Below are 16,442 nucleotides of genomic sequence, written 5' to 3'. Positions count from 1 at the left end.
CAAATTTTAATGTCCGTTAGTTTAGCTTATAAGCTGCTCATACCGTTGTTGGTCTCCGGTTAGACTGGCAGTCTCTATGGCTTCCATCCAAGCAAGCATCTGTTCTGAAAGTATTTCCTTGTCCAGCTGCTTCAAAATGGTTGCCACCTCAGAATACTCAGTGGCAGTAACTTGCTTCAGCTGTTTCCTGATCGGTGCCAATACAGCCTGTTCTTCCTCATTAATTGGCAACAGGTTATCTTCTTGCTGCAATCCTACCTCTCCTTTCTGAATTTCAACTAACGGTAATGTTAAATATACTTCCGTTCCTTTTCCTTCCTCAGATACAATACCAATCTCGCCCCCATGTGCTTCCACTGTATATTTGCAATAACTTAAGCCCAACCCAGTAGAAGAGTTGACCTTCTCTCCAACTCCCTGAAGGTAAGGTTCAAACACTTGCTGCTGTACTTCTTTCGGAATACCTACTCCTTCATCCACAAAACTGAGTTTTACCCAGTTCTCTTCTACTTGCTCACATCTAATGTGAATACTTCCACCTAAAGGTGAATACTTGATCGCATTGGTCAACAGGTTGACAAATACCCGTTCCATCATATATACATCGACCTCAACCTGAAGCCTCATTGCTGGTAGGTGCATGGCAATTGATTTATCCTTTTGCAGCAACTTAACCTGTACTTTTGCTTCTTCCAGTAGCGAGTTGAGTGAGTAGATTTCTTTCTTCAGCAACATTGTTGCTTCCTCAAACTTGCGGACATCCAAGATATTCATCACAAGGTTCAGCATACGTTTACCTTCCTGTTGTATCCGTACTAGGTCAGCTTCTTTTTTTCGGGAGACATTAATGATGGTACTGAGTGGGTTTTTCAGGTCATGCACGATCATACTGGTCATATTTTCCTTGAAATTGAGGAGCTCTTCCAACTGTTCGTGCTGTACCTGTAACTCCTCTTTCTGTGCCGCTATCAATTCATTGGCTCTTTTCTTCTGCTGATAGTACCTCCATACCACCACAAATCCGGCTGTCAACATGAGTAAAACTATCAGTGCAGTCGTCTTCATCAACTTCTCCTGTTCAATCTCATTTTTGAGCATCAACTGCTCCCGTTGGTTTTCCTGTTCTATATTGTTCTTCTCGATCTGGTATTCAGCTTTGATCTCCGCCTTAATCAAGTCATTGGCTTCGTTCACCTTGTCCAAGCTATCCCTATGAATAGCATAACGCCCGTAATATTCTGTTGCTTTTTTGTAATCCTTCTTCCCCTCCTGATAGAATTTAGCCAAATTCCTTTCCGTGTCAGCCATCTGCCCCAATTCGTGATGTTCTTCTTCGTACTTCAACACCTTCAAACCTAAAGCAATTGCCTTGTCCCAATACTTGTACTCACCTAGTAGGTACATCTTCTCCCTATAGACTTCCATCAAATGTTCTTTTGAGTCAGCCCCCTCAGCCAAAACCACCGCCTTGTCCATAAAGAACATCGCACTATCCTGATGATGCAACATGTTGTGGTAATTTGATAGCTTCTTGAACAAAAAGATCGTAGACATTTTATACTGTCCATTTTCAAGCTGTTCCCTTACCTGATTGAAACAATCGGCTGCCTGCTCCAGCTTATCCTGTTTCAGATACATACTTCCCAAATTCCTCAGGATTGTAGCATGCCAATATTGGTCATTTCTTTCCTTTGCCAGCTTCAGTGCTTTCAGGTAATTCTTTTCTGCCTGCTCATATTCATTCAGTTCTTGATACAACAGCGCCTTTTCTCCCAGAAAAGTAAAGTAGTAGCGCTGTTTCACCATGCTGCTATCTGCTTCAAAAACCGCTGTCGCTTCTATAAAATTTTCGAGTGCTTCTCTTCCCAGTCCAAGCTTCTTTTTGATGTTACCCATATTCTTTAGGTTGATGGCGAGTCCCATCTTGTCATCCACTTTCTTGGCATAATGCATACTGAGCTTGTAATGACGGATCGCTTCTACAAATTCCCCTCTTTCACGGTAAATCAGCCCCATATCCTGATAGTTGTAGGCGAGTCCCTGCTCAAAACCTATTTCCTCATAGACCTCATTGCTTTTTCGGTAATAGTCTAATCCTTTTTGATTGTCACCGGATTTCCAATAACAATGCCCCAAGCCGTTATAGCATAACCCCAAGGTTTTTAACCCTCTTTTGTCTGAAATCTTTGGATGTAACAGCACTGCTTCACTGAAGTAGAGAATGGCAGAATCAAGCACATAAATGCGCTCATAAAACTGTGCACGCTTTTCCAGCAGTAAAGCAAGCTCAGGAGCAGATGGGTTTTGATAAACCTCACCCAAGGAGTCTAGTACTGCCAAGGATTGTCTATTATGATGATTGTTCAGCGCATCAATTCTATGGATGGCAGGGTCATCAGGTGTCAGGTGTGTTTTCTCTTGTCCTAAAAGTACCTGACTATACAGGCATAGTAAAAAGATCGAGAGAATGGATGTTGCCCTCATTGTGTTTGTTAGTTTGAAAACAATTGACTTAAAGCCAATAAATAACATTGTTAGTTACAATATATAAATTCCTCTATTTTATCAGAAGAATCCTATTGATTATTCAATCAACCCTATATCCATCCGTGGATTGGATACCCTAGGTCTTTTACATTCACAAAGTCTGATTGCAGGAATATTTCATCTTGATACATATCGCAAGCAATGGTACCTGTAACCTTCTAGAAAAATCAGTCGTAACGTTTCAACAAAGTCGAGGGATTATTTAATATAAAAATGGAAAATTACTATTTTCGATTGTCAATAAATAAACGCCCCAACGCTTAATATGACGTCTCCAACATTTATTTGGCGTAAACATAGAATAGCAAGGGATCACTTAAATCAAAGAGAATATAACATTACAGAGTGCTTCGTGTTAAGAGGATAAGCAAACGAAAAGACTTTTGAATTCTACTGTATGTTATTTTTTCAAAAAAATATGACCAATATACAAGAGCAGGAATAAAAATTGCCAATGTAAGGTCATCAACTGTTTTCAACATTTTTCACTGATTATCACGCTTTACTTATATATACAATATGCTGAAACGTCTTAGTACGCTAGTCATGTGTGCAGGTCTGTCCTTCAGTGCGCTTGGACAGGACCATGTATCTCAAACCGACAATTTAAACCTTTTTGAAAACGCCTTAGACCTTTATCAAAAACAAAAATACTCAGCCGCAAGACGGCTGTTTTCAGAGTACCTTTCCAAAGATGAGCAAAGTGAGCGTAGTGTTCAGGCACAATACTACCTTGGTGTCTGTGACCTTGAGCTAGACCACCCTGAGTTTGAGCAGGAAATGTCTGAGCTGATTGAGAAATACCCTAACCATAGCCTTTCTCTTCGTGCTTACACTGATATAGGCTCTTATTACTATTCAAGAGGTGACTATAAAAAAGCGGTCAAGTATTTCCGCAAGAACCTCCGCAATATGGATATGGAGGACCCTGCCAATATGGAAAAGGCTTACCAGTTGGCTTATTCGTACTTCGCCGTTGAGCAGTACGACGAAGCTGGTAAAATATTCAGTTTCCTGAAAAAAGGGGTTCATGCTTATGCCTATAAGGCCAGCTATTATGCAGGTTATATTAACTACCGCAATGGCAACCTGAAAGAAGCCTTTGAAGACCTAAACAAGGCTTCACAAGACCCTGATATCAGACCCGAAACTTATGTGATGATACCTGGCATATACTACCAGCAAGGGAAATATGACCAAGTCATCAGTTTTGTAGCCGACCTTGAGAAAAGAAGGGAAGCTGTTCCGTCAGACCTTAAGCTGTTTGCAGGAGAATCTTATTTCCAAAAGAAAGACTACGAGCAAGCACAAAAGTATTTTGGTGAATACATCAAAAACAATAAGGCTGCAGCAAGGGATGTACACTACCGTATGGGTTACTCCCTTTTCAAGACAGACAAACCAGCCATGAGTGTAGCGTACCTTAGCAAGGCTGCTGATGGTGCTGACACATTGGCTCAGGTATCTGCTTACCATTTGGGTATTAGCTATATCAAGCTTAACCGTAAGGAATTGGCTATTGCAGCATTTGACAAGTGTCGCAAACTGGAGTATGACCCTGCCATGCAGGAACTTGGTGCATTTTATTATACCAAAGTCAGTTATGATGCCTCAGACTATACTTCCACCATTCAGGGCAGTGAGTTTTATTTCGAGAAATTCCCTAATGGCACACATGGTCAAGATGTTTACAACTTCTCAACAGAGGCTTACCTAAATACAGGGGATTATGATAAGGCACTGATGCACTTCAACAAGATCCGCAACAAAAACAGGCAGATCAAGGAAGCTTATCAGGAGATTGCCTTCAATAAGGGGGTCGAGAATTACAATGACGGTAAGTTTGAAGAAGCGGTCAATATGCTGAATCAATCTTTGCTATACCCATATGACAGCAAACTGAAAAACTCTGCTTATTTCTGGCAAGGTGAAATCTATTCATATGGGCGCAAATATCCACAAGCATTGGCTAGCTACAAACAAGTAGAGCCAAATGCAACTGAATACGCACGTGCTCAGTACGGAACTGGTTATGCGCTTTATAATAGCAAAGAATACAGTAAAGCTGCTGATGCTTTCAGTAGTTACCTAAGCAGTGGACGTGACCAAAACCGTGAGCGCAAAGCTGATGCACATGTCCGATTGGCTGACTGCCAATATATCAACAAAGACTTCCAGCAAGCATTGCGTAACTATGACCTCGCTGTAAGTACCAGTCCAGACAATAAGTCGCTGGACTACATCATGTACCAGAAAGGTAATACCTACCGTGCATATGGTAGAAGCAATGAAGCTGTAGAACAATTGGAAATGCTCGTAAAAAACTTTCCGACTTCCTCTCACAGGGACAAAGCACTCTACCAATTGGGTAATATCTATGCTGAAAATGCACGCTGGAGACAAGCGATCCAATTCTTCAGCAAGCTGATTGATGACCACAAGAACAGTCAGTTGCTATTGCCTACTTATGCTGAAAGAGCCTTGGCTTTCAAGAATATGGGTTCTCCAGAAATGGCAATTGATGACTACAAGAAAATACTGGATACATCCATGACTTCTGAATATGCCAAAAGTGCTATTCAGACCTTGACTGAAATCTCTAACCAAGGAACTCCTGTAAAGGATCTTGCCACTTACCGTGCCCGATACGAAAAGGAAAACCCTGAAAGTACAGCACTGCTAAAAGTGGATTATGACAATGCCAAAAAACTGTTTTTGGACGGGCAGTATGCGGATGCAATCATTGCATTGGAACGTTTTATCAAACAGGCTCCAAAAGGAGAAATCAGGGATGATGCTTACCTGACATTGGGTAACTGCTATAAGTCTCTTGGTAGAATGGAAGAATCCATCAAGGCATTTGAAGGGGTTGAAGGAAATGAGCTAAGACCTAACGCCGTAAGACGTATTGCCGATGCTCATTATGCACTTGGACATTATGCGGAAGCATCCAATGCATTTATGGAACTGAAAAGAATCAGTAACAAGTCCCTGTATACAGAACTGGCATATGCCGGACTGATGCGTTCATACTTTATGCTGAATGACTGGGCTGCATCCAAAACCTATGTAGACAAGATCATCAGTGACAAGATGAGACGCTACCAATTAGAGGCTGAACTCTACAGGGGTAAAATTCTTGTAAAGCAGAAAAAATACGATGCTGCGATAGTGGAGCTGAACAACATCACCACTAAGTCAGACAGTAAATATGGTGCTGAAGCACAATACTTGATTGGTCTGTCACTAAGGCTCAAAGATGACCTCAAAAACAGCACACAAGAACTGATTAATGTGCGTAAGAAATATGCTTCTTACAGTACTTGGGTTTATGAAGCTTATATCCTGATCGCTGAAAACTATTACGACGAAGACAATACTTTCCAAGCGAAAGCTACGCTGAAGTCTGTAATCGAAAACAGTGAAAGTGACTACCACAAGAAAAAGGCGCAGGAACTGCTAAACCAAATTGAGGCAGATGAAGCGGAAGAGGCGGCCGAAGCTGCAAAGGATTCCACCAAATCGGTATCCACTGCAAAACCTGAAAAACAGGTAGCCGAAGACAATGCTAAGCCTGCAAACAAGAAGTAAGCAACTGTAACCAACATGGAGGGAGGAATCTCCTGATGACCTCCCCTACTCAACACCTAATTCGAGCATAGTAAATGATGAACACCAATAGATTTATAAAAAGCCTTTTTATCTCCTTTCTAGTAGCAAGCCCGCTATGGGTTCAAGCTCAGGAAGAATATGGGACTAATGACGGAGATATTTCTGATGCTGAAGTGGTCATTCAGAAAGACCGCCAGTTGGCACTTCCTTTGGCAAACCGATACTTTGACAAGATGGACAAGACTGTCCGTGAACGTTCAGACAAGCCTATCAGCTATGACCTGAAGCTATTGAACTATGACCTTCCGGAAATGAATCCGCCAATAAATCCTGCACGAATTCATCACCAGAAAGCGGAGAACCTTTATGGCAACTATTTAAAAGCAGGATTTGGTAATTACATCACGCCATACCTTGAAGGTTTTTTCAATTCACGTCAGAATGACCGAATGGATTATGGGGTTCGCTTCAAGCACCTCTCTTCAGGTGAAGGTGCGGTATACAAAGACTTGTCAGCTTCCAGTTTGAACCAGCTAGATTTGTTTGGTACAGTCTATCAAGGGTCTGATAAGATTTCTGCATACATAGGACATACCCGCAGAGTGGTTCACTACTACGGCTTCGATGAGCCTGTAGAAGAAGTCAATAAGGATGATATTCGCAAAATGACCAACTTGCTGACATTTGGCGGTGCCTATAATATTGTCAGAAGCAGAAATGATTTTGAAGTTACGCCAAGGCTTGATGGTTATATCTTCTCTGATAACTTCGACGCGACAGAATACAACTTTGAGCTAAGTGCTACAGGCAAATATAAGTTGAATAAAGACAACAGCCTGTCATTGGACGTAGGAGCAGTACTCAATCAGGCTAAGCAGTCCCTTACTGAAAATGAACAAAGTGTGGAGCTGAAAAACAGCCGTAATATCCTATATGTGTCACCTTCATTTAACGGCAAGGCTGATGCGTTCACTTATTCGGTTGGCGTACGCTTTGCCTACAGTTCAGATAGTACAGAACTTGACAAGAATATCTACATTTACCCGAATTTGCATGCTTACTACAACATTGACGAGGGTAAACTCGGTGCATTTGTAGATATAGAAGGAAACCTTGAAAGGGTTACATTACGCTCTCTCAATGAGGAAAACCCTTATATTGGACAACTTCAGCAATTGGTTCATGCAGACAAACTGGTAGACCTGACAGCAGGTTTCGACTTTATTCCGATCAGTAACGTTTCGGTAAGAGGTAGTGCCGGTTATGCGCTTATAAAAAATCTAGGATTTTTTGTAAATAATTGGGAAGATGTTTCGAGATTTGATGTAGTTTACAATGATGAAACGACTGGAAATTTCCATATCGGATTGGAAGGCTCAGCCCGTTTTAGAGAGCTGACAGCATCTTTAAGTTCTCAACTCAACGCCTACAGCGTAAGTGACGAACTTCAGGAACCTTGGCACCGTCCTACAATGATCAATAAGCTTTCGGTTAATTATCAATATCTTGAAAAATTGACCCTTGGTACCAACTTGATCCATTATGGAGGCATCAAAGCCAAAGCATTTGAGCCTGATGAGTTTGGCATTGTACAGGAAACCACCACCAAACTAAAACCAATTTTTGACCTTAGTCTGCATGCGGACTATAGCATTACTGATCACTTGGGCGCATTCCTGCAATTGCAGAACCTGTTTGGTCAGAATTACGAACGTTACTTAAACTATAAAGCGAGAGGTATACAGTTTATGGCTGGCGCAAGCTATTCATTCTAGGGCTGTCTATTATATATTTTTGTTGGAATAATGCTGGAATTACCGAAGGGCGGATTATTGGTCTGTCATTACTACTTAACCTAAATTAAACTCCCGTCACTCGGTAAAAAAACTAACAACTGGCACTACAAATCAATAGCGATGATTGCAAACTTTATTAAGGAAGCATTAGTGGAGCAGGGTATTGCTGCAATACCTGGACTAGGAACCTTTTCTTCACGAGAAGCTGGCGCAGAGGTAAGTGACGCCGGAAACATGATTACACCACCACATGCGGATATTGAGTTTACTGAAGATGTTAACCTCGATCCGGATGTATCCATTGTCAAGTTCATTTCAGATAAAGAACACGCAGACCTGACTGAGGTTAGGATGCAAGTGGAGTTGTTTGTCAGCAGTATTATGCAGCAGGTGCAAACTGGTGACATTGCCCGCATCAAAGGATTGGGTTATTTCAAAGGCGGTTTAGGTGGCAGATTGCTCTTCCACCAATTGGATGAGGAAAATGTATTGCCTGATAGCTTTGGGCTTCCTAAAATCACGGCTTCTCCTATCATTGAGGAAGAATCTGATGTTGATGAATACAGGGCGACAACGCCTCCTCAACAGAATATGCCTACACCTTCTTCACCGGGCTATAATGACGATGAAGAAGACCAAAGAAACAACAACTTGATTTACTGGCTGGCTGTACCACTGATTTTCATTGCAGCACTGGGTATCTATTTCTTCTTCAATCCTTCGGCGTACGATAAACTGATGGGAAATGACACCACAGACAATGTTGCACTATCTGAAACAACACAGCCTTCTGAAGGAGCCTCTTCTACAGAAGAGCTAGCAACTGCTGGAGACAGTACTGACTATACTTCATTTGGTGAAGAAACGACATCAGACGAAAGCTTTGAGACTACCAGCAGTGAAACTACTGATGAGGAATATAGCAGTACCGCAACTGAAGAGGTAGAAGAAAAGCCTGAGCCTGTTGTACAGAAAGCAAGACCAAGTGTTACAACCGATGGTCCAATCATCAGCCGTACAGGCAGGTATTATATCATTGTTTCTAGTTTCACAACAGAAGCCAATGCTTCCAGAGCTCAGAAACAATACAAGGCTAAAGGACATCAGGAAAGCAAAATCATCAAGTACAATGGCAAATACAGGGTATCGGTAGCTGACTTCACAGACCAAGGCTCTGCCAATAGCGAACTGAGCAGCATCGAACAAGATTTCAAAGGTGCTTGGGTTTGGAAATTCTGATACACCTACTCAAAATTGGACAAAAATTTGATTCAACATCTCATATTAAAAGCATAACAATAAAACCATGACATTATTAGCGGCACTACAGGAAGAGGCACTAGATGCGATCTCAATCGTTGACCTGGTTCAGAAAGGCGGGTGGACGATGGCTGTGTTGGGCGTTATGTCCATCATTACAGTCTATATTTTTGTAACAAGAATGGTTGTCATCAGCAAGGCTAAAAAAGAGCCTAGACAACTGCTGGACAATGTAAACTCATCAGTACTGAAAGGTGATATTGAAGCTGCAAAAGCTTACTGCCGTAAGGAAAGTACACCAATGGCTAAGATGCTGAAAGCAGGTCTTGACCACATCACTTCTCCTCTGAAAAACATTGAGGTTTCTATCGAAAATGTAGGTAAGATCGAGCTTTACCACCTTGAGAAAAACGTCAGCCTGTTGGGTATGATCTCAGGTGCAGCCCCGATGATCGGTTTCTTTGGTACCGTAATCGGTATGATCACTGCCTTTATTGCAATTTCACAGGAAGAAGGGTCTGTTAGCCCTAAGTTGCTTTCTGAAGGTATCTATGGTGCTATGGTAACCACAGCAGGTGGTCTGTTGGTGGGAATTGCAGCATATATCAGCTACAACTTTTTGGTAAGACAGATTGAAGAGGTAGTACACAATATGGAGGTAACTACCATCGAATTCATTGACCTGTTGCAGAAACCAAACTAAGATCTAACACTAAAGACATAAGACTTGAGATACCTAAATACTGATATCTCAAGTCTAAAATCTATAACACATGGGACTAAAACCGGAAAACAAGATTGATCCTACGTTCAATATGTCCTCTATGACGGACATGATTTTCCTGTTGCTCGTGTTCTTTATGCTGACTTCCAATTTCGTAACACCTGCCGGCTTGCCGATCTCCGTTCCGACAAACAAGAAAACGAAGACTGAAAAGCCTAAGGAAACGGTTAAGGTAACGGTCAGCCTCCGCAGAGGAGACAAGTACTACGTCAACAAAAAAGCAGTACCCTTCGAGTATGTAGAGGATGAACTGTCAGGATTATTACCCGAAAAAGATGGGCTGATTATTCTGACTGTCGCAGAAGGTGTACCTGTCCAGAATCTGGTGAATATCGCCAGTCTTGCCTCAAAACTAAAAGCTAAGGTAAGTATTACTCCAAGTAAATAAGAGACCAGAGACACAGGAACGGAGTATTCAATTACTCAACAACACCTATCTCGAGTCTAAAATCTATAACACATGGGACTGAAACCGGAAAACAAGATTGACCCATCATTCAACATGTCTTCCATGACGGACATGATCTTCCTGTTGCTGGTCTTCTTTATGCTGACTTCTAATTTCGTAACACCTTCCGGTCTGCCAATTACGCTTCCAACTAGCCGTCCGGCACCGCCAAAGGTAGTTCCAAAGGTGTACATCAGCATTACCAATGATAATCAATACTTTGTCAATGAAGTCCAAGTTCCTTATGAGTACTTGGAAGAAGAACTGAAAACAGTATTGCCCAACACGCAGGAAGGCTCAGTTGTAATCACGGCTGACAAGGACGCTCCTGCCACCAAGGTAGTAGATGTAGCAAGTATGGCAGCTAGGCTGAAAGCAAAAGTAAGTATTGCTGCCAAACCTGATTAATCACTGTAATTTCACATCAAATACGACTTTCTTCTTATGGAAGGATATAATGACGATAACAAAAGGAAAGAAAAGAAAGCTAAAGCAGCAGGCATCATTGCTACAATATTGGTGCATGTTGGCTTGTTCTTTCTTGCCTTATATACAATTGTTTGGTCTCCGCCAGATCCTCCAAAACCAGTTTATGGCATTGAGGTGAATCTGGGTGAGAACGACTTGATTGGCGGCTCGGAATCAACGCAATCCAAAGCCCCACCAAATGACAACAAGAGTTTGGATGAGGCAAAGCCAAAGGAAAGCGTCAATGAGGAGGTGAAACCAAAACAGGATGAGGAAAAACCAATTCCTGAACAAAAATCACAACCAAAACCAATTGAAGACAAGCAAGAGGAAATCTCTAAAACACCTGATGCTGTCAATACTGTAAAAGACGCTGAGTCTGATGTACAGATGGACGATGCTAAACCTGCTAAAGACAAGCAGGCAGACACGCCTGAAAAAGTACCGGAGGACCCTGTCAAAAAAGACAATAGTAGCACTGTAGATGAGTCAGCCTTATTGCCAAAACCAAAAGAGTCTGGTTCTAACGGAACTGCTGACGAGAATAAAGCCAACAATAATGGGTCAGCCAAAGAAGGTGTTGGGGATGCAGGCAGCAAAGAAGGTAATATCAATGCTGAGGCAATTCTTGACAAAGGTGGAAAAGGTAGTGGCGGAGCAGCCTTGGATATGCCAGGCTGGAAATGGGTTGATGCCCCTGTCGTGAATGACGAATCTACTGAAACAGGTAAGGTAGTCATTGAAGTTCAGATTGACGAAGTAGGTGAAGTAGTGGGTGTCAAAACGGTTTTCCGTTCTGTATCAAGAGCTGTAGCTACTTACTATGAAGAGGCAGTCAAAGAACTGATCTTTATGCCAACTGAATTGGACACTGAGGTGGCAGGCTATACCGTTGGTCGAATCACATTTATCATTACGGCACGATAAAAAGAGACTTTCCCTTTCTAAAAAATTGAAGATGGCTGAACAGAATGCGGGCACATTGCCTAAATTTGCTGTTCAGCCATTTTTGGTATTGATCAAAGAAATTCAAATAAAAAATGGGCCTACCTTGGCTCTAGCATCTGACTTCTAGGTTCTAAAAATATGACATACGAGCAAGCTCTCGACTATATGTATAATCAGTTGCCGATGTTCCAACGGGTTGGAGCAGCTGCACTCAAGAAAGATCTGTCTAACACAATTGCATTGTGCCATGCATTGGACAATCCGCATAACAAGTTCAAATCCATTCATATTGCAGGCACCAACGGCAAAGGTAGCTCATCCCACTTCACCGCTGCGATTCTTCAAGCAGCAGGTTATAAAGTGGGACTTTATACTTCTCCTCACCTGAAAAGCTTTACAGAACGCATCCGTATCAACGGAGAAAGTATTCCAGAAGACAAGGTGATTGCGTTTGTGGAAAAGAATCAGCAAACTTTGGAGCAAATCAAGCCTTCTTTCTTTGAGATGACTGTAGCAATGGCTTTCAATCATTTTGCAGAAGAAAAGGTAGACTATGCCGTAATTGAAGTAGGATTGGGAGGCAGACTTGACTCAACCAATATCATCACGCCTGAAGCTTGCCTGATCACAAATATCAGTATGGACCATACGGATATTTTGGGTGATACAATTCAAGCTATTGCAGCTGAAAAGGCTGGTATCATCAAGCAGCATATACCTGTAGCCATCAGCGAATCACAGGAAGAAATCAGAGCCCTTTTTGAAGAGAAAGCTACCTCACTTCAAGCTGACATTGCTTTTGCTTCAGACTATTACAGCTTGACAAAAACAGATGCTCTTAATGAGGTGTCTATCCAAAAAGAAAATATCCCTTTTCTTGAAAAGGTGACTTTGGGACTCAGTGGCTATTATCAATACAAAAATGTACTGGGTGTATTACAACTGATTGAAATGCTCAATCCCAAACTGCCTACACCTATCACCTTGGAACATATCCGTACTGGCTTTTCTGAAGTAGTGTCACTAACAGGCATCAAAGGCCGTTGGCAACAAATCAGTACGCAACCTACAATCATCTGTGATGTAGGACACAATGAAGGGGGATTGACTTATATTCTGGAGCAGCTTAACCATCAGGAATTTGAGCACCTTCATATGGTACTTGGTGTAGTGATTGAAAAAGACTTGAAAAAAGTACTTCCACTATTTCCAAAAGATGCCACCTACTATTTCTGCAAACCTAATGTTCCAAGAGGATTGGATGCTGAAGTGTTACAGAAAGCAGCTACTCAACATGGGCTGAGCGGTATTGTTATTCCTGACGTCAATCAGGCAATAGAAGCAGCCAAGCAACATGCCAATCCACAAGACCTGATTTTTATAGGAGGAAGCACTTTTGTAGTGGCAGAAGTAAATGAGTTATAAATAATAGATTATAGATAAGGTTGGAGACTTGAGATGTTGGGAATATTTTGAATTCCACCGCTAGTCTCTTTCCTTAATACTAAAAAGACCATGAAAGAAATTTTTCTGAGAGAAGTAGCCCAAAAAGTCTATCATCAACACAAAGAACAACTGAGTGAACTTTACATCGTTTTGCCTTCAAGGCGGGCCTGTATGTATTTCAAGCAGTATCTAGGTGAAGTGATGGAGAACACCATCTTCTCTCCTGCTATTCTTTCTATGGAAGGTTTTGCCAAACAGCTCAGTAATTTGCAAAAAGCGGATGGAGTAACCCTCCTGTTTGAGCTTTTTGAAACTTATCGGGAACTAGAACCTGAAGTGACGCTTGAAAAGTTTGCTCCTCTAGGCAACTCCATGCTCCGAGATTTCAATATGATTGACAACAACCTCAACGAGCAGCAAACAGAAGAAATGTTCACCCAACTCCACGATATCAAAGCAATCGAACGCTGGGCTGAAGAGTTAGGAACTGAACCTGAAACCCTAAAAGAGCGTCAGTCTAAATCATTGACGGAGTTCTTCGCATTTTGGGAGAACCTGTCCAAAACCTATTGGAATTTTCGAGCGAAACTGGAAAAGAAGGGAATTGCTTATGGTGGTTTGGCTTTCAGGCAAGCTTACAACAGGCTTGAGGATGCTGTCAAGGAGTTAGGTATCAAGAAAGTAGTTTTTGCAGGATTCAGCCAGGTCTCTACTGTAGAGCAACAGATGATGGAACGCCTGACCAAAATGAAACTGACAGAGCATTACTTCGACGCTGACAGGTTTTACCTTGACAATACAGAACATGAAGCAGGACATTTCCTTCGTCAATTTGAAAACTCATTTGCCAAGGATCATCCTGACCTTCAGCTTAAATACATTGGTCAGGAAGAGAAACAGGTAGAAATTATCACGGTCAGCAGTAATCCAACGCAAGCAAAGTTAGTTGGACAAATACTTCAGCAAAACCTGTCTGATCAGGATGAATGCCGACGATTCTCCACTACCATCAACCATACAGGAATTCTATTACCTGATGAAAGCTTGCTGAACCCACTACTGTATTCATTGCCTGATATAGAGATGCCTGATGGCACGCAATTGGCCGACAAGACCAACATCACCATGGGTATTGCGTTTCAACACACTCCTCTTTTTGATTTGATTCAAGCAATCTTCAAAATGCAGGATGGCTTGAAAGAAAAGGATGGCGTAATGTGTGCTTATTTTAAAGATATACTGAACATCGTAAGGCACCCTTATTTCCAATACTCCAACACCTCCAAAGAATACCGTGAAATTGCGGAAGGCATTCAAAAGGAAATCACAGAACAGGGACTGATTTTTATGCCTCTTGGTAAAGTTGTCAGTTGGGGGGATAGCATGCCACTTTATGAAGCCATTTTCCAATCATGGAATAAAAATTACCGCAAGGCGATTGACCAACTAATGGCATTAACAGAAGCTCTTGTGGATGTATTCAGAAGAAGAGAAGACCCACTCAAATTATATGATAAGGAAGAAGGGCAAAGCTTCGAGAATGAGCTATTGATGAAGTTCTTTACAACCCTTACACGCCTTCAGGATATTCTGTCTGCACGAAAGGAACAGCTTTCTATTCAAACCTTCAGGCTTCTGATGATGGAATTGCTGAAAAATGTCAGCATTCCGTTTACAGGCAGACCTATCGCTCCTCTTCAAATAATGGGTATGCTCGAAAGCCGTGCATTGGACTTTGAGCACGTTATTATCCTTTCATGCAATGAGGGCAAATTGCCTATGAAAAAGGTGGCAGAATCTATCATTCCTTATGACTTAAGGGTACAGTCAGGTATGCCTACTTACAAACACAATGACATTGCTTTCGCCTACACCTTCTATAGACTCTTTCACAGAGCCAAAAAGATTACCCTGATTCACACTGACCCTACCGCCAATAAGGATGGTGGGGAAATCAGCCGATTCTTGGTACAGTTACAGGAAGAATTGGCTTGCTTCCCTGAATACAAGATTTCTGTTGAAAAGAAATTACTGGAGCTTGAACTTCCTGACCTCACTGAACAGGAAGGGTATCGCATTGAAAAGGATGCTGCCATTGTTGAACTATTGAAAGAACAGATAAGAAAAGGCTTTAGCCCATCACTTATCAACCGATACATCCGTAATCCATTGGAGTTTTTGGAGATGAGGGTATTAGGCATACAGGAAGGCGAGGAACTTGAAGAAAGTTTGGATTATAGAACTTTTGGTACCTTGTTGCACGAGACTATCGAGCAGCTTTTCAAGCATCAGGTAGGACAGGTCATTAGCCGTGAAGACCTCGATGCCATGACCAAAGGGAAGACCATTTCAGATGCCCTCAGCTACGTTTCTGCCAATAGCCATGACAAGGATGTGAGGAATAAAGATATGAGTTACGGCAAAAACTATCTTTTGAAAAAAGTGGCTGAGCGTCTAGTCTTTAATTTCATGTCCTTACAACGAGATAAAGAAGCTGGGTTCTACTTGGTAGCACAAGAGACATTCCATGACCATACGATCCACATTCCTCTTCCTGATGGAACTTCTATCCCTTTCAGGCTTGCAGGTATGGCTGACCGTATTGACATTATTGGCAACCACACCATCCGTGTCGTGGATTACAAGACAGGTTCATACCTGAAAGAAAAGCTCAATGCCAATACTTGGAGTGACCTCCTTCATGATCCCGAGAAAGAGAAAATTGTACAGCTACTGGCGTATAAATACATTCTGATTCAGAACCTTGAACATGGGAATCTTCAACATATGAAATTACCAGTAGGGTTTGACACCAAAAACTGTCAGGTTCAGGCAGGATTCTATTTCTTCAGAAAGCTTTCAGACGGTTTTGTCCAATATAAATTAGCAGATGAACCTACTGACAGAAAAGAGTTTATCGCTTTTGCAGAACAATTCTTCGGAACTGTCATCCGTGATATGCTTGACAGTCAGAAAGACTTTACTGAAACGCCTCCATTTGAACAATTAGCGAATAGTAATTTTTAAAGAATCTGACGCTGGTTAAAATATTGTATTTTTAGTACATGAATTGTACTTCTAGCCCCTTGAAAAGCCACTCGTTTTTCAAGGGGTTGTCTTTTACAATGAACTC

10 protein-coding genes are annotated in these 16,442 nt (G+C 41.7%); 9 read left to right on the top strand and 1 reads right to left on the bottom strand.

Translation table 11 applies throughout. The features are described from left to right. Positions 1 to 21 precede the first annotated feature (21 nt). Positions 22 to 2,484: a tetratricopeptide repeat-containing sensor histidine kinase gene (locus tag V6R21_RS08435; protein WP_334242675.1), complete on the bottom strand. Its 2,463-nt coding sequence runs from the start codon at positions 2,482 to 2,484 to the stop codon at positions 22 to 24. 582 nt (positions 2,485 to 3,066) lie between these two features. Here V6R21_RS08435 and V6R21_RS08430 point away from each other — a divergent pair. From V6R21_RS08430 to V6R21_RS08390, 9 genes are all read left to right on the top strand, one after another. Further along, positions 3,067 to 6,138, top strand: coding sequence for a tetratricopeptide repeat protein (locus V6R21_RS08430; RefSeq protein WP_334242673.1), 3,072 nt, complete (start codon positions 3,067 to 3,069; stop codon positions 6,136 to 6,138). A gap of 74 nt (positions 6,139 to 6,212) precedes the next feature. After that, the gene (locus tag V6R21_RS08425) at positions 6,213 to 7,934 is read left to right on the top strand and encodes a TonB-dependent receptor (RefSeq protein ID WP_334242671.1); all 1,722 of its coding nucleotides are present in this window, start codon (positions 6,213 to 6,215) and stop codon (positions 7,932 to 7,934) included. A gap of 141 nt (positions 7,935 to 8,075) precedes the next feature. Further along, on the top strand, positions 8,076 to 9,194 hold the full coding sequence (locus tag V6R21_RS08420; protein ID WP_334242669.1) for an SPOR domain-containing protein: 1,119 nt from the start codon (positions 8,076 to 8,078) through the stop codon (positions 9,192 to 9,194). Positions 9,195 to 9,261: 67 nt separating this feature from the next. Further along, positions 9,262 to 9,918, top strand: a complete 657-nt coding sequence (locus V6R21_RS08415; RefSeq protein WP_334242667.1) for a MotA/TolQ/ExbB proton channel family protein — start codon at positions 9,262 to 9,264, stop codon at positions 9,916 to 9,918. Positions 9,919 to 9,988: 70 nt separating this feature from the next. Next, on the top strand, positions 9,989 to 10,387 hold the full coding sequence (locus V6R21_RS08410; RefSeq protein ID WP_334242664.1) for an ExbD/TolR family protein: 399 nt from the start codon (positions 9,989 to 9,991) through the stop codon (positions 10,385 to 10,387). A gap of 72 nt (positions 10,388 to 10,459) precedes the next feature. After that, positions 10,460 to 10,855 carry an ExbD/TolR family protein gene (locus tag V6R21_RS08405; protein ID WP_334242662.1) on the top strand — a complete coding sequence of 132 codons (396 nt, stop codon included), beginning with the start codon at positions 10,460 to 10,462 and terminating at the stop codon, positions 10,853 to 10,855. 36 nt (positions 10,856 to 10,891) lie between these two features. Next, complete coding sequence (locus V6R21_RS08400) at positions 10,892 to 11,842, top strand: hypothetical protein (RefSeq protein WP_334242659.1); 951 nt, start codon at positions 10,892 to 10,894, stop codon at positions 11,840 to 11,842. Positions 11,843 to 12,001: 159 nt separating this feature from the next. Then, on the top strand, positions 12,002 to 13,288 hold the full coding sequence (locus tag V6R21_RS08395; RefSeq protein WP_334242657.1) for a bifunctional folylpolyglutamate synthase/dihydrofolate synthase: 1,287 nt from the start codon (positions 12,002 to 12,004) through the stop codon (positions 13,286 to 13,288). A gap of 90 nt (positions 13,289 to 13,378) precedes the next feature. After that, positions 13,379 to 16,336, top strand: coding sequence for a PD-(D/E)XK nuclease family protein (locus tag V6R21_RS08390; protein WP_334242655.1), 2,958 nt, complete (start codon positions 13,379 to 13,381; stop codon positions 16,334 to 16,336). Positions 16,337 to 16,442 lie beyond the last annotated feature (106 nt).

The sequence above is a fragment of the Limibacter armeniacum genome (assembly GCF_036880985.1).
Classification (GTDB): domain Bacteria; phylum Bacteroidota; class Bacteroidia; order Cytophagales; family Flammeovirgaceae; genus Limibacter; species Limibacter armeniacum.
This window is presented reverse-complemented; position numbering and strand designations above follow the sequence as displayed.

Coding starts and splice junctions, on each gene's coding strand:
- V6R21_RS08435 (WP_334242675.1), bottom strand. CDS start 2,484: ATGAGGGCAACATCCATTCTCTCGATCTTTTTACTATGCCTGTATAGT.
- V6R21_RS08430 (WP_334242673.1), top strand. CDS start 3,067: ATGCTGAAACGTCTTAGTACGCTAGTCATGTGTGCAGGTCTGTCCTTC.
- V6R21_RS08425 (WP_334242671.1), top strand. CDS start 6,213: ATGATGAACACCAATAGATTTATAAAAAGCCTTTTTATCTCCTTTCTA.
- V6R21_RS08420 (WP_334242669.1), top strand. CDS start 8,076: ATGATTGCAAACTTTATTAAGGAAGCATTAGTGGAGCAGGGTATTGCT.
- V6R21_RS08415 (WP_334242667.1), top strand. CDS start 9,262: ATGACATTATTAGCGGCACTACAGGAAGAGGCACTAGATGCGATCTCA.
- V6R21_RS08410 (WP_334242664.1), top strand. CDS start 9,989: ATGGGACTAAAACCGGAAAACAAGATTGATCCTACGTTCAATATGTCC.
- V6R21_RS08405 (WP_334242662.1), top strand. CDS start 10,460: ATGGGACTGAAACCGGAAAACAAGATTGACCCATCATTCAACATGTCT.
- V6R21_RS08400 (WP_334242659.1), top strand. CDS start 10,892: ATGGAAGGATATAATGACGATAACAAAAGGAAAGAAAAGAAAGCTAAA.
- V6R21_RS08395 (WP_334242657.1), top strand. CDS start 12,002: ATGACATACGAGCAAGCTCTCGACTATATGTATAATCAGTTGCCGATG.
- V6R21_RS08390 (WP_334242655.1), top strand. CDS start 13,379: ATGAAAGAAATTTTTCTGAGAGAAGTAGCCCAAAAAGTCTATCATCAA.